The sequence below is a fragment of the Mycobacterium spongiae genome, assembly GCF_018278905.1.
Taxonomy (GTDB): domain Bacteria; phylum Actinomycetota; class Actinomycetes; order Mycobacteriales; family Mycobacteriaceae; genus Mycobacterium; species Mycobacterium spongiae.
The window spans coordinates 3,675,177-3,687,849 of record NZ_CP046600.1 but is presented as its reverse complement, the minus strand read 5'-3'; the positions used below and the strand labels follow the sequence as shown (position 1 = coordinate 3,687,849).

The following is a 12,673-nucleotide window of genomic DNA, read 5'->3' as shown; positions in this document are numbered from 1 at the left end:
CATGAGCACACTTGCGATCGTCGGCGCCGGAGCCAAGGCCGTTGCCGTCGCCGCCAAAGCGTCCGTGCTGCGCGACATGGGCGTTGATGTCGCCGACATCGTTGCTGTGGAACGCATCGGTGTCGGGGCCAACTGGCAGGGCAGTGGCGGCTGGACCGACGGGGCGCACCGGCTGGGTACCAGCCCGGAAAAGGACGTCGGGTTTCCCTACCGATCGGCGCTGGTGCCGCGACGCAACGCCGAACTTGACGAGCGGATGACCCGTTACAGCTGGCAGTCGTACTTGATTGCAACCGCGTCCTTCGCGGAATGGATCGACCGAGGCCGCCCGGCGCCCACCCATCTCAAGTGGAGTCAGTACCTGGCGTGGGTGGCTGATCAGGTTGGGCTCAACGTGATTCATGGCGAGGTCGACGGGCTCGCCGTCGCCGGCAACCGCTGGGAGCTGCGTACGCACGAGACCACGGTGCGTGCCGACGCTTTGATGATCACCGGACCTGGTCAGGCCGAGAAGTCGCTATTGCCCGGCAACCCGCGCGTGCTGTCCATCGCGCAGTTCTGGGACCGCGCTGCCGGTCATGACCGCATCATGGCAGAGCGAGTGGCAGTAATCGGCGGAGGTGAAACGGCCGCGTCGATGCTCAATGAGCTGTTCCGGCATCGGGTTTCCACCATCACTGTCATCTCGCCGCAGGTGACGTTGTTCACCCGCGGCGAAGGCTTTTTCGAGAACTCGCTGTTTTCTGACCCTACCGACTGGGCAGCGCTGACGATGGACGAGCGGCGTGATGCGTTGGCCCGTACCGACCGCGGAGTATTCTCAGCCAGCGTGCAGGAAGCGCTCCTGGCCGATGATCGTATCCATCACTTGCGTGGCCGGGTCGCCCACGCGGTGGGCCGCCGAGGACAGGTGCGGTTGACACTGAGCACCAACCGGGGAAGCGAAAACCTGGAAACCGTCCATGGTTTCGACCTTGTTATCGACGGGTCCGGCGCCGACCCGCTGTGGTTTACCTCGCTATTCAGCCAGGACGCTTTGGACCTGCTCGAACTCGGGCTGGGTGGACCCCTGACGGCTGACCGCCTGCAGGAAGCGATCGGCCATGACCTGTCTGTCATCGACGTCAGGCCCAAGCTGTTTCTACCGAACCTTTCCGGACTCACCCAGGGTCCCGGATTTCCCAACCTGAGCTGCCTGGGACTGTTGTCCGACCGGGTGCTCGGCGCCAGCATTCCCACCCCAGACAACCCGAGGAGAAGCGATGAGCACCAATCCCTTCGATGACGACACCGGCACATTCTTCGTGCTGGTCAACGACGAAGAGCAATACAGCCTGTGGCCGGCCTTCGCCGACATCCCGGCGGGTTGGCGCGTCGTGCACGGCGAAGCCAGCCGCGAGGAATGCCTGAGTTACGTCGAACAGAACTGGACCGACCTTCGGCCCACGAGTCTGCGTGCCGCCCTCGGGGTGAACTGATGGACCGCACTCCGGATGCGGTCAGTGCCGCCCTCGAGGAGATTCTTCGTGACGATCTCAGAGTCGATGTCAGCGGCGTGACCACGCAGTCCCGGCTGGTCGACGACGTCGGACTGGACTCGGTCGCGTTCGCGGTGGGAATGGTGGCGATTGAGGACAAACTGGGGGTGGCGCTTTCCGAGGAAGATCTGCTCGGCTGTGACACAGTCGGTGACCTGGAAGCGGCTATCCGGGCCAGGGGTCAGGCCATCCGATGAGTGTGTTGGCGGCGGCCCTGTCGCGGGCCATGACCTCGTCGGCTCATGACCTCGTCGTTTTCCACCAGGACAGCGGCACCTGGAAGCACTACCCCTGGCCAGAGGTGCATGCGCGCGCCGAACTCGTCGCCGCAAGGATTCTCGCCGAGGACAACCCCGGTGCAGTCGGTCTGGTCGGTGAGCCGACGGTCGACCTGGTCGCTGCGCTTCAAGGCACGTGGCTTGCCGGGCAGAGCGTGTCAATCCTGCCCGGACCGGTACGCGGCGCAGACCCGCGGCACTGGGCGGCCTCGACGGTGAACCGGTTTGTGGGCGTTGGTGTGACAACGGTCTTCAGCCACGGCTCGGTGCTCCAGTTGCTGCGCAGCACGGACGCGTCGATTGCCGTGCACGACGTCGGGGAGGCCGCGCGCGGGCAGCTGTCGACACGATTGACGCCGCTCTGCGCCGCGCCGCACACGCCCGCAGTGTTGCAGGGCACCGCCGGTTCCACCGGCACGCCGCGCACTGCCATGCTCTCCCCAGCGGCGGTGCTCAGCAACGTAGACGGTCTCATGCAACGCGTCCGCGTCGACGCGTCAGCCGATCGGGGTTGCTCGTGGCTCCCGCTCTATCACGACATGGGACTGACCTTTCTGCTCAGCGGCGCACTTTCCGGAGCGCCGATGTGGCTGGCTCCCACCGCTGCGTTCGCGACCTCACCGTTTCGATGGCTGACATGGCTGGATGACAGCGCGGCGACCATCACCGTGGGGCCGAACTTCGCGTATTCCGTGATCGGCAAGTACGCGCGCCGGGCACCCAACGTCGATCTGGGTCGGCTGCGGGTGGCGATCAACGGTGGCGAACCCGTCGATTGCGCTGGGCTGGAGCGGTTCACGACAGAGCTGAGCAAGTTCGGCCTTGATCCTGGTGCCGTCGCCCCGTCATATGGACTGGCGGAAGCCACCTGCGCAGTCACCGCGCCGCTTCCGGGAAGCGGTCTGCGCTACGACGAGATTCGCTCCACGACAAGTGGATCTGGCGAGTCGCTGCATCGGCACGCCATGCTGGGCGAAGCGATCCCCGGAATGCAGGTGCGGGTCAACCCGGTCGAGAATGAGCACCTCCAGACGCCCGGGCGCGACATCGGCGAAATCGAGATCCGCGGAAGCTCGATGATGTCGGGATACCTCAACGAAGCGCCACTCGAACCCGAGAGCTGGTTCAAGACTGGCGATCTGGGCTACTTTGTTGACGGCGGGCTGGTCGTCTGCGGCCGCGCCAAGGAGGTCATTTCGGTCGCCGGCCGTAACCTCTTCCCCAGCGAGATCGAACGGATCGCCGCGGAGGTGCGCGGCGTCCGCGAAGGAGCGGTCGTGGCGATTGAGACCGAGGACGCAGCTCGGCCCGGACTGATGATCGCCGCCGAGTTCCGCGGTCGCGACGAGGCCGGCGCCCGCAGCGAGCTGGTGGCGCGGGTCGCGTCCGAATGTGGTGTCGTTCCGGCGAATGTCCTGTTCTTGGCTCCCGGTTCGTTGCCGCGCACCTCGTCGGGAAAGCTGCGTCGGCTGGAAGCCAAGCGCAATCTAGGGGTTGCGAGCCACTGAGCGATTCCGCGGCGTCGCCCCTGCTACCGGACTTTGGGAACGTCTTCCGGCGTCCGAGGCAAGGTGTACAACGCGACCCGTCGATGGCCCAAGGGATGCTCACCGAGAAAGACGCAGCCGACGAACTCGCACAGCCGGCGCGCCGCCGTGTTGCGATGGTCGGGTTCGAACATGATTCGACAACAACGCTGTTCGATTTCGAAGACGCTAGCCGCAAGACGCGGGAGCAAGATCGGGGCAAAACCGCGGTTGACGATCCTTAGGTCGGCGATGGCGGCGTGCAGGCCCAGATCGTAGGGATCGGCGAAGTATAGGCTAGCAACGGAATCCTTTGCAGCACGGTATAACTCGATATAGCCATTGTCTTGTCCGTGCCGGCTCCCAATGAAAGGCCGGGAATAGCTGCCCTCAAGCTGGGCGCGTAGATAACGGTGCCAGCGTGACACCGGCCAGGCGTATTCCCAGGCTTCAGCCAAGTGCGGCCGGTTCATCCACTCGGCGATCATCTCGGCGTCGTCGTCGGGATCTGCGAGACGAAAAGCGTACGGTTCGGCCACCGTCGGGGTGGGCGGCGCCGGGACATTGCGGACCTCATCCGGAAGATCCGTGAGTTCCCGCGGCAGGATTACCTCGCCATCAGCCATATCAACGGCAGAGCCTACCGAACCCAAAGTCCCGTAGGTTGTGCGCGACCTACGTTCGCCCTAGCGCCAGGTCCATGTCGAACACTCGCGCATGTAACACGGTGCGGTTGCGCAGCGCTGCGCGCACCGCGCGCTGCAACCCGTCCTCGAGATAGGTGATCCCCCGCCACTTCACCGCGTGCGGGAACAGGTCGCCGTAGAACGTGGAGTCCTCCGAGAGCAGGCGGTCCAACGCGAGCACGGTCGTCGTGGTGACCAATTCGTCGAGCCGGATCTGTTGTGGCGGGATCCGCGCCCAGTCCCGATGGGACAACCCGTGGTCGGGGTAGGGCTTGCCGTCCCGTACTCCCTTGAAGATCATTCGCTGATCGCCTCTGACGTGTCGCTCTGCCTCGGCGTGATCATGCTAGACAGGCTAGTCGGACGACCGCGCGGGGACTGCCAGGGATTACCCGGGAACGATCTAAGCGCCCCGGCACTCACCGCAGCGCCGAGGGGCGCGGCGCGGGACTGGGCCGGCGAGGCCGCTGCCACCGGTTCGCCACGTCGGGATGTCTGGCCAGCGACGTCATGGACGTCATAGTCGCTGCCGAATCTGCAGCGTGGACGCCCAGCTGCCGCGATGACCGTAAAATGAAGCCGGCCCACCAGGCGCGAGGAGGTGAGGAGTCGATGTCAAGTGCCGACGACCGTCGCTTTGAGGTGCTGCGTGCCATCGTCGCCGACTTCGTCGCGACGCAGGAACCCATCGGCTCGAAATCGCTGGTAGAGCGGCACAACCTGGGTGTCTCGTCGGCCACTGTCCGCAACGACATGGCGGTGCTGGAGGCCGAGGGGTACATCGCCCAACCGCACACCAGTTCGGGCAGGGTGCCGACCGAGAAGGGCTACCGCGAGTTCGTCGACCGTATCGAAGAGGTCAAACCCCTGTCGGCGGCCGAGCGGCGAGCGATTCAGGGTTTCCTCGAGTCCGGCGTAGACCTCGATGACGTGCTGCGTCGGGCGGTGCGGCTGCTGGCCCAACTGACCCGTCAGGTAGCCGTCGTGCAGTACCCGACGTTGTCGACCTCGACAGTTCGCCACCTGGAAGTGATCGCGTTGTCGCCCGCTCGCCTGTTGATGGTGGTGATCACCGATTCGGGCCGGGTAGACCAACGCATCGTCGAACTCGGCGATGTCATCGATGATCATCAGCTCTCGCAGCTGCGGGAGATGCTCAGCCAAGCACTGGACGGCAAGAAGCTCTCGGCAGCCTCGGTGGCGGTGGCCGAGCTTGCCGGCCAGCTCAGCGGCGCTGGCGGGCTGGGCGACGCCGTGGGCCGCGCGGCGACAGTATTGCTGGAATCGCTGGTCGAGCACACCGAGGAACGCCTGGTCCTCGGTGGTACGGCCAACCTGACGCGCAACGCCGCGGACTTCGGCGGGTCGCTGCGGTCGATCCTGGAAGCCCTCGAAGAGCAGGTGGTGGTGTTACGGTTGCTCGCGGCCCAGCAGGAGGCCGGTAAAGTGACGGTGCGCATCGGTCACGAGACCGCGGCTGAGCAGATGGCGGGCACGTCGATGGTGTCGACGGCGTACGGCACTTCCGACACCGTCTTCGGCGGCATGGGTGTGCTGGGACCGACGCGGATGGACTATCCGGGAACTATCGCCAGCGTTGCTGCGGTTGCTCTTTATATCGGCGAAGTCCTGGGTGCTCGATGACCGCGCACCTGCTGCACAGTTTGGGGATAGCCGCGTAGGCGCGGCACAACGCGCATAGGAGTGAGTTAGGCGTGGCACGCAACTACTACGGGTTGCTCGGCGTGAGCAAGGGCGCTAGCGACGCCGAGATCAAACGTGCCTACCGCAAGCTGGCACGCGAGCTGCATCCCGATATCAACCCCGATGAGGCGGCCCAGGCGAAGTTCAAGGAGATCAGTGTCGCCTACGAGGTGCTCAGCGACCCGGACAAGCGTCGCATCGTCGATGCGGGTGGTGACCCGCTGGAGAACGTTGCAGGCGGCAATGGCTTTGGTGGCTTTGGCGGCCTCGGCGACGTGTTCGAGGCGTTTTTCGGTGGCGGGTTCGGCGGAGGTGGGGCATCACGCGGTCCTACCGGACGGGTGCGACCGGGTTCCGACTCGTTGCTTCGCATGCGCCTTGATCTCGAAGAGTGCGCAACGGGCGTCACCAAACAGGTCACCGTCGACACCGCGGTCCTGTGTGACCGATGCCAGGGCAAAGGCACCAACAGCAATTCCGCGCCGGTACCCTGCGACACCTGCGGTGGCCGCGGGGAGGTGCAATCGGTCCAGCGATCGCTATTGGGTCAGATGTTGACGTCACGTCCGTGTCCCACGTGCCGCGGCGTCGGCGTGGTTATTCCCGACCCGTGCCATCTGTGCATGGGCGATGGCCGTGTCCGCGCTCGTCGAGAGATCAGCGTCAAGATTCCCGCCGGCGTCGGCGACGGGATGCGGGTCCGGCTCGCCGCTCAGGGCGAAGTGGGACCCGGGGGAGGGCCATCCGGTGACCTCTACGTCGAGGTCCACGAGCAGGCCCATGACGTTTTTGTCCGCGAGGGCGACGATCTGCACTGCACGGTCTCGGTGCCGATAGTCGACGCGGCGCTGGGAGTCACAGTTACGGTGCACGCCATCCTGGACGGAGTCAGCGAGATCACCGTTCCACCGGGCACGCAACCGGGTTCAGTCATCACGCTGCGTGGTCGCGGGATGCCGCATCTGCGCTCGAGCACGCGCGGCGACCTGCACGCTCACGTCGAAGTGGTCGTGCCCACCCGACTCGATCACCATGACACCGAACTGCTGCGGGAGCTGAAGAGCCGCCGCAGCCGCGACGTCGCCGAGGTCCGCTCGACGCATGCCGCGGGCGGCGGACTGTTCAGCCGGCTACGCGAGACCTTCACCGGGCGCTAACCGGGTTCACGCGCAGGGACCCTCCACATGGTGGCGACGCTGTTTTACCTCGACGCGCTGCCCGACACCGGCGCGCTGGCAGTCCTCGCCGGCGACGAGGGTTTTCACGCCGCCACGGTGCGTCGCATCCGGTGCGGCGAGCAGCTGGTCCTCGGTGACGGCGTCGGTGGTCTGGCCCGCTGTCGGGTGGAGCGAGCCGGGCGTGACGGGCTGCGGGCGCGGGTGCTGGAACGCTGGAGCGTTGCACCAGGGCGTCCAGCGGTGACAGTGGTGCAGGCGCTTCCCAAATCCGAGCGCTCCGAATTGGCGATCGAATTGGCAACCGAAGCCGGTGCCGATGCGTTCGTGGCCTGGCAAGCAGCGCGCTGCGTGGCCCGCTGGGACGCAGCCCGGGCCGACAAGGGTCTTCGTCGGTGGCGTGCGGTCGTTCGGTCGGCCGCGCGACAGTCGCGGCGGGCGCACATCCCGCCGGTAGATGGCGTGTTGTCTACCTCGGCGCTGGTCCAGCGGATCCGTGGTGAGGCGGCCCGTGGTGCGGCAGTGCTGGTCTTGCACGAGTCGGCGGCCGACCGCGTTGCGGACGCCGCTCTGGCGAACGCTAGCTCCGTGATTCTCGTGGTCGGACCGGAGGGTGGAATCGAGCCGGACGAGCTCGCGGCGTTGACCGATGCGGGCGCTGTCGCGGTCCGGTTGGGCCCGACGGTGCTGCGGACGTCCACAGCGGCTGCGGTGGCCTTGGGAGCCATCGGCGTGTTGACCCCGCGATGGGACGATGCCTCGGGCCTGTAGTGCCGTAGACCACACTCAGGCGTTCCGGGAGAATGAGAACCCCGCGCAGTCGCAAGGAACGGAGTCGACCGGATGACGAACGGCCCTCACGATCTGAGTGCGATCTTCGATGAGCATGTCGCCAGTGAGTTTGTCGCCAAGGATGTCAACGCGACCATGGCGACAATGTCACGGGATCCGTTCGTCAATCACGTGCCGACGATGATGGGCGGCGTCGGCAGAGAACAAGTGGCGGCCTTCTACGACAAGTACTTCATCGGCCGCTGGCCCGCCGATACCACGATCGTCCCGGTGTGTCGCACCGTGGGAGCCGACCGTGTCGTCGACGAAATGATCATGTCGTTCACCCACGACATCGGAATGCCCGCGTTCCTTCCCGGCGTGGCACCCACCGGTCGCGCGGTCATGCTGCCGGTCGTCGTCGTCATGGGGTTCGAGGCCAACAAGGTTGCCTACGAACGGATCTACTGGGATCAGGCGTCACTGCTGGTACAGATCGGATTACTCGACGAGGCGTTGCTACCGGTCACCGGAGTCGCTCAGGCCCGCAAGGTGCTCGACAAGGATCTGCCGGCTAACACGTTGTTGCAGCGCTGACTACCGCGGGGCGTATCCCGCACTCACGATCGCGGTCCAGCACGCACGACCACCGTCTCGCCGCGACGAACCTCGTGAGCGAATCCAGGAGGCCGGCCGATCTGCCAGCGGTAGACTGAGAAAGCTCCCCATTGGAAAATCGCAGAAAGCAGGCATCAGAAGCCACGTGACGCCCCGCGAGACCCGCGCTGCTGACGCTGGTGCAGCCCGCCAGGCCGACGCTCAAGTTCGCAGCAGCATCGACGTTCCGCCCGACCTCGTTGTGGGCTTACTCGGTTCGAGCGACGAGAACCTGCGTGCCCTGGAACAAACCCTGAGCGCCGACCTCCATGTGCGCGGCAACGCGGTGACCATCTCCGGTGAGCCGGCCGATGTCGCGCTGGCCGAAAGGGCGATTTCCGAGCTGATTGCGATCGCGGCCAGTGGCCAGCCGTTGACCCCACAGGTCGTGCGCCACAGCGTCGCCATGCTGGTCGGCACCGGCAATGAGTCGCCAGCCGAGGTGCTCACCTTGGACATCTTGTCGCGCCGGGGCAAGACGATCCGGCCCAAGACGCTCAACCAGAAGCGCTACGTCGACGCGATCGACGCCAACACCATCGTGTTCGGGATCGGCCCAGCCGGTACCGGGAAGACCTACCTTGCCATGGCCAAAGCGGTCCACGCGCTGCAGACCAAGCAGGTAACCCGCATCATTTTGACCCGCCCCGCGGTGGAAGCCGGTGAGCGCCTTGGCTTTCTGCCGGGCACGCTGAGCGAAAAGATCGACCCCTACCTGCGGCCGCTCTATGACGCGCTCTACGACATGATGGACCCCGAGCTGATCCCGAAGCTGATGTCTGCGGGGGTCATCGAGGTAGCGCCGCTGGCGTACATGCGTGGACGGACGCTGAACGACGCGTTCATCGTCCTCGATGAGGCGCAGAACACCACGGCCGAACAGATGAAGATGTTCCTCACCCGCCTGGGTTTCGGATCGAAAGTCGTCGTCACCGGAGATGTCACTCAAATCGACTTGCCGGGCGCCGCCAGGTCGGGTCTGCGGGCGGCGGTCGGCATCCTAGAAGACATCGACGACATCCATATCGCAGAGCTGACCAGCGTCGATGTGGTACGTCATCGCCTGGTTTCGGAGATCGTCGAGGCCTATGCACGGTGCGAGGAGCCCGGTTCGGGGATGAATCGGGCGGCTCGGCGCGCGTCCGGTGGCCGCGGTCGCCGATGATGGTGGCATGACGCGGACCGACCGGGAAAACCGATGAGCATCGAGGTAGCCAACGAATCGGGAATCGACGTTTCCGAAACGGAACTGGTGAGCGTCGCGCGGTTCGTCATCGCCAAGATGGACGTGAACCCGGGCGCCGAGTTATCGATGGTGTTGCTCGACACGGCGGCGATGGCCGATCTGCACATGCGCTGGATGGATCTGCCTGGGCCGACCGACGTGATGAGCTTTCCCATGGACGAGCTCGAGCCGGGCGGTCGCCCCGACGCCCCAGAGCCGGGACCGTCCATGCTGGGCGATATCGTGCTGTGCCCGGAATTCGCCGCGGAGCAGGCGGTGGCGGCAGGCCATAGCCTCGGTCACGAGCTGGCGTTGCTGACCATCCACGGTGTGCTTCATCTGCTCGGCTACGACCACGCCGAGCCAGCTGAGGCTAAGGAGATGTTCGCTTTGCAGGATCGGTTGCTCGAAGAGTGGGTGGCCGAACAGGTCGAGGCCTATCAGCATGACCGACAGTATGAAAGGGACCGCCGGTTGCTGGACAAGTCAAGGTATTTCGACCAGCCGTGACCGGGCCCTCGCAGCTGCTCGGCTCGATCGGGCTGATCGGTCTGGGCGGGTTGTTCGCGGCCATCGACTCCGCCATCAGTACGGTGTCGCCGGCTCGGGTGCATGAACTGGTACGCAGCCAGCGGCCCGGGGCGAACTCGCTGCTCAAGGTGATGACCGACCGGCCACGGTACATCAACCTGATGGTGCTTCTCCGGGTCACCTGCGAGATCACCGCAACGGCGCTGCTCGTGGTCTACATCCGCGACAACTTGAGCCTGCATGGGGGGTTGTTTGTCGCCGCGGCCATCATGGTCTTGGCCAGTTTTGTCATCGTTGGTGTGGGTCCACGCACCCTGGGGCTCCAAAACGCGTATTCGATCGCGTTGGCCGCGGCCCTTCCGCTGCGCGTCATCTCGCGGCTGTTGATGCCGATCACCAGTTTGCTGGTGGTGCTGGGCAATGCGCTGACCCCGGGTCGCGGTTTTCGCAACGGCCCCTTCGCGTCCGAGATTGAATTGCGCGAAGTCGTCGACTTGGCCCAGCAGCGTGGTGTGGTCGCCGCCGATGAGCGCCGGATGATCGAATCGGTCTTCGAGCTCGGTGATACCCCGGCCCGTGAGGTGATGGTGCCGCGAACCGAGATGGTCTGGATCGAGATCGACAAGTCGGCCGCTCAAGCAGTGACCCTCGCCGTGCGCAGCGGCCATTCCCGCATTCCGGTGATCGGTGAAAACGTCGACGACGTTGTCGGGGTGGTTTACCTGAAAGACCTTGTCGCGCAAACATTCTGTTCATCAACCGACGGCCGCGAAGCCCCGGTGGCGCAGGTGATGCGCCCCGCGGTGTTCGTGCCCGACTCCAAGCCCTTGGACGCACTGCTGCGGGAAATGCAGCGCGACCGAAATCACATGGCCTTGCTGGTCGACGAATACGGCGCGATAGCCGGCCTGGTGAGCATCGAAGATGTGCTGGAGGAAATCGTCGGCGAAATCGCCGATGAATACGACGAGGCCGAGACGGCGCCGGTGGAAGACCTGGGCGACAAGCGTTTCCGGGTATCAGCGCGCTTGCCGATCGAAGACATCGCCGAACTCTACGGCATGGAATTCAACGGTGATCTCGACGTCGACACCGTGGGTGGCTTGATGGCCTTGGAACTGGGCCGCGTCCCACTGCCCGGCGCCGAAGTGGTATCACACGGACTGCGGCTGCACGCTGAGGGCGGCCCCGACCATCGCGGTCGGGTACGGGTCGGCACCGTGCTTCTGAGTCTGGCCGAACCCGATGGCCCTAATGGTTCCGACGTTAAGGAGACCGACAAACGTGGCTGAGCTGGACCCCGAGGACGCCAAGCTCATCGTGCTCGCGCGGGCGGCGATGGCTCGGGCCGAGACTGGCACCGGCGCCGCGGTGCGCGATGTCGACGGCCGCACCTATGCGGCGGCCCCGGTGATCCTCAAGGCGCTCGAACTGACCGGCCTGCAGGCAGCAGTGGCGGCGGCCGCGTCCAGCGGGGCGCGGAGTCTCGAGGCTGCCGTCCTGGTGGCTGGCTCCGCGGACGATCCCGGCATCGCTGCCGTCCGGGAACTTGCCCCAACCGCCGCGATCGTGCTCACCGACCGCGAAGGCAACCCGCTGTGACGCCGAGCGTGAACTCAGTGCGAACAATCGCGCAAGAACTCGCACTGTGCACACGCTCGACGCGGGGACGAGCGTGAGCGAATTTCATTCGGGCTTTGTGTGTTTGGTCGGGCGGCCGAATACCGGCAAGTCGACCTTGACGAACGCGTTGGTGGGCACGAAAGTCGCAATTACGTCAACCAGGCCCCAGACCACGCGGCACACCATTCGCGGGATCGTGCATCGAGAAGAATTTCAGATCATCCTCGTCGACACGCCGGGCCTGCACCGGCCGCGCACGCTCCTGGGCAAGCGGCTCAACGACCTTGTACGCGACACCTACGCCGAGGTCGACATCATCGGGTTGTGCATTCCCGCGGACGAAGCGATCGGTCCGGGGGATCGGTGGATCGCCGAGCAGATCCGCTCGATCGCGCCGTCCGGTACCACAGTGGTGGTCATCGTCACGAAGATCGACACGGCACCGAAAGAGCGGGTCGCTGCCCAGCTGGTAGCGGTGAGCGAACTTGTCCCGAATGCAGCCGAGATCGTCCCGGTATCGGCGGCGACGGGTGAGCAGGTCGACGTGCTCATCGACGTGTTGGCTGCGGCATTGCCTGCCGGCCCGGCGTACTACCCCGACGGGGAACTCACCGACGAGCCCGAAGAGGTGCTGATGGCGGAGTTCATCCGAGAGGCCGCTCTTGCGGGCGTGCACGACGAGCTGCCGCATTCGTTGGCGGTGGTCATCGACGAGATCAACCCACGAGAGGACCGCGACGACCTGGTCGACGTGCACGCGGTGCTCTACGTCGAGCGAGACAGCCAGAAGGGCATCGTTATCGGCAAAGGCGGAACACGACTGCGGGAAGTCGGTACCACTGCCCGAGGTCAGATCGAGAAGTTGCTGGGGACCAAGGTCTACCTGGACCTGCACGTCAAGGTCGCCAAGAACTGGCAGAGCGACCCCAAAAAGCTTGGTCGACTCGGCTTCTAGCACC

General features: G+C 65.3%; 15 protein-coding genes. 13 read left to right on the top strand and 2 right to left on the bottom strand.

Annotated elements, in window-relative coordinates; translation table 11 throughout:
- The first annotated feature begins 1 nt into the window (after position 1).
- Genes mbtG through mbtM form a run of 4 tightly spaced genes read left to right on the top strand, consistent with a single transcriptional unit; the run spans position 2 to position 3,324 of the window.
- A complete protein-coding gene (gene mbtG, locus F6B93_RS15030; RefSeq protein WP_211695792.1) occupies positions 2 to 1,285 on the top strand; it encodes an NADPH-dependent L-lysine N(6)-monooxygenase MbtG in 1,284 nt (427 codons plus the stop codon).
- Positions 1,263 to 1,478: an MbtH family protein gene (locus F6B93_RS15025; RefSeq protein WP_211695791.1), complete on the top strand. Its 216-nt coding sequence runs from the start codon at positions 1,263 to 1,265 to the stop codon at positions 1,476 to 1,478. The genes mbtG and F6B93_RS15025 overlap by 23 nt, the downstream gene beginning before the upstream one ends.
- Positions 1,478 to 1,735: an acyl carrier protein gene (locus F6B93_RS15020; protein ID WP_211695790.1), complete on the top strand. Its 258-nt coding sequence runs from the start codon at positions 1,478 to 1,480 to the stop codon at positions 1,733 to 1,735. Before F6B93_RS15025 ends, F6B93_RS15020 begins: the two co-directional genes overlap by 1 nt.
- Positions 1,732 to 3,324: a long-chain-fatty acid--ACP ligase MbtM gene (gene mbtM / locus F6B93_RS15015; protein WP_211695789.1), complete on the top strand. Its 1,593-nt coding sequence runs from the start codon at positions 1,732 to 1,734 to the stop codon at positions 3,322 to 3,324. The genes F6B93_RS15020 and mbtM overlap by 4 nt, the downstream gene beginning before the upstream one ends.
- 23 nt (positions 3,325 to 3,347) lie before the next feature.
- On the opposite strand, the gene F6B93_RS15010 is transcribed toward mbtM, so the two are convergent.
- The gene (locus tag F6B93_RS15010) at positions 3,348 to 3,968 is read right to left on the bottom strand and encodes a GNAT family N-acetyltransferase (RefSeq protein ID WP_211695788.1); all 621 of its coding nucleotides are present in this window, start codon (positions 3,966 to 3,968) and stop codon (positions 3,348 to 3,350) included.
- Positions 3,969 to 4,017: 49 nt separating this feature from the next.
- On the bottom strand, positions 4,018 to 4,329 hold the full coding sequence (locus F6B93_RS15005; RefSeq protein ID WP_211695787.1) for a type II toxin-antitoxin system VapB family antitoxin: 312 nt from the start codon (positions 4,327 to 4,329) through the stop codon (positions 4,018 to 4,020).
- Positions 4,330 to 4,640: 311 nt separating this feature from the next.
- Here F6B93_RS15005 and hrcA point away from each other — a divergent pair, with 311 nt between their 5' ends.
- The 9 genes from hrcA (at position 4,641) to era (ending at position 12,669) form a co-directional block, all read left to right on the top strand.
- Positions 4,641 to 5,672 (top strand): heat-inducible transcriptional repressor HrcA, encoded by a 1,032-nt coding sequence (hrcA, locus tag F6B93_RS15000; protein WP_211695786.1) that lies wholly within the window; start codon positions 4,641 to 4,643, stop codon positions 5,670 to 5,672.
- 71 nt (positions 5,673 to 5,743) lie between these two features.
- On the top strand, positions 5,744 to 6,889 hold the full coding sequence (dnaJ, locus tag F6B93_RS14995) for a molecular chaperone DnaJ (protein WP_211695785.1): 1,146 nt from the start codon (positions 5,744 to 5,746) through the stop codon (positions 6,887 to 6,889).
- Between the two features lie 27 nt (positions 6,890 to 6,916).
- Entirely contained in the window at positions 6,917 to 7,678 is a 762-nt protein-coding gene (locus tag F6B93_RS14990) for a 16S rRNA (uracil(1498)-N(3))-methyltransferase (RefSeq protein ID WP_211695784.1), read from the top strand.
- 72 nt (positions 7,679 to 7,750) lie between these two features.
- Positions 7,751 to 8,275 (top strand): nuclear transport factor 2 family protein, encoded by a 525-nt coding sequence (locus tag F6B93_RS14985; RefSeq protein ID WP_211695783.1) that lies wholly within the window; start codon positions 7,751 to 7,753, stop codon positions 8,273 to 8,275.
- A 166-nt stretch (positions 8,276 to 8,441) separates the two neighbouring features.
- The gene (locus F6B93_RS14980; protein WP_211695782.1) at positions 8,442 to 9,500 is read left to right on the top strand and encodes a PhoH family protein; all 1,059 of its coding nucleotides are present in this window, start codon (positions 8,442 to 8,444) and stop codon (positions 9,498 to 9,500) included.
- Between the two features lie 33 nt (positions 9,501 to 9,533).
- Positions 9,534 to 10,070 carry an rRNA maturation RNase YbeY gene (gene ybeY / locus F6B93_RS14975; RefSeq protein ID WP_211695781.1) on the top strand — a complete coding sequence of 179 codons (537 nt, stop codon included), beginning with the start codon at positions 9,534 to 9,536 and terminating at the stop codon, positions 10,068 to 10,070.
- A complete protein-coding gene (locus F6B93_RS14970) occupies positions 10,067 to 11,383 on the top strand; it encodes a hemolysin family protein (protein ID WP_211695780.1) in 1,317 nt (438 codons plus the stop codon). The genes ybeY and F6B93_RS14970 overlap by 4 nt, the downstream gene beginning before the upstream one ends.
- On the top strand, positions 11,346 to 11,693 hold the full coding sequence (locus F6B93_RS14965) for a cytidine deaminase (protein ID WP_211699517.1): 348 nt from the start codon (positions 11,346 to 11,348) through the stop codon (positions 11,691 to 11,693). Before F6B93_RS14970 ends, F6B93_RS14965 begins: the two co-directional genes overlap by 38 nt.
- Before the next feature lie 73 nt (positions 11,694 to 11,766).
- Positions 11,767 to 12,669: a GTPase Era gene (gene era / locus F6B93_RS14960; RefSeq protein WP_211695779.1), complete on the top strand. Its 903-nt coding sequence runs from the start codon at positions 11,767 to 11,769 to the stop codon at positions 12,667 to 12,669.
- Positions 12,670 to 12,673: the final 4 nt, after the last annotated feature.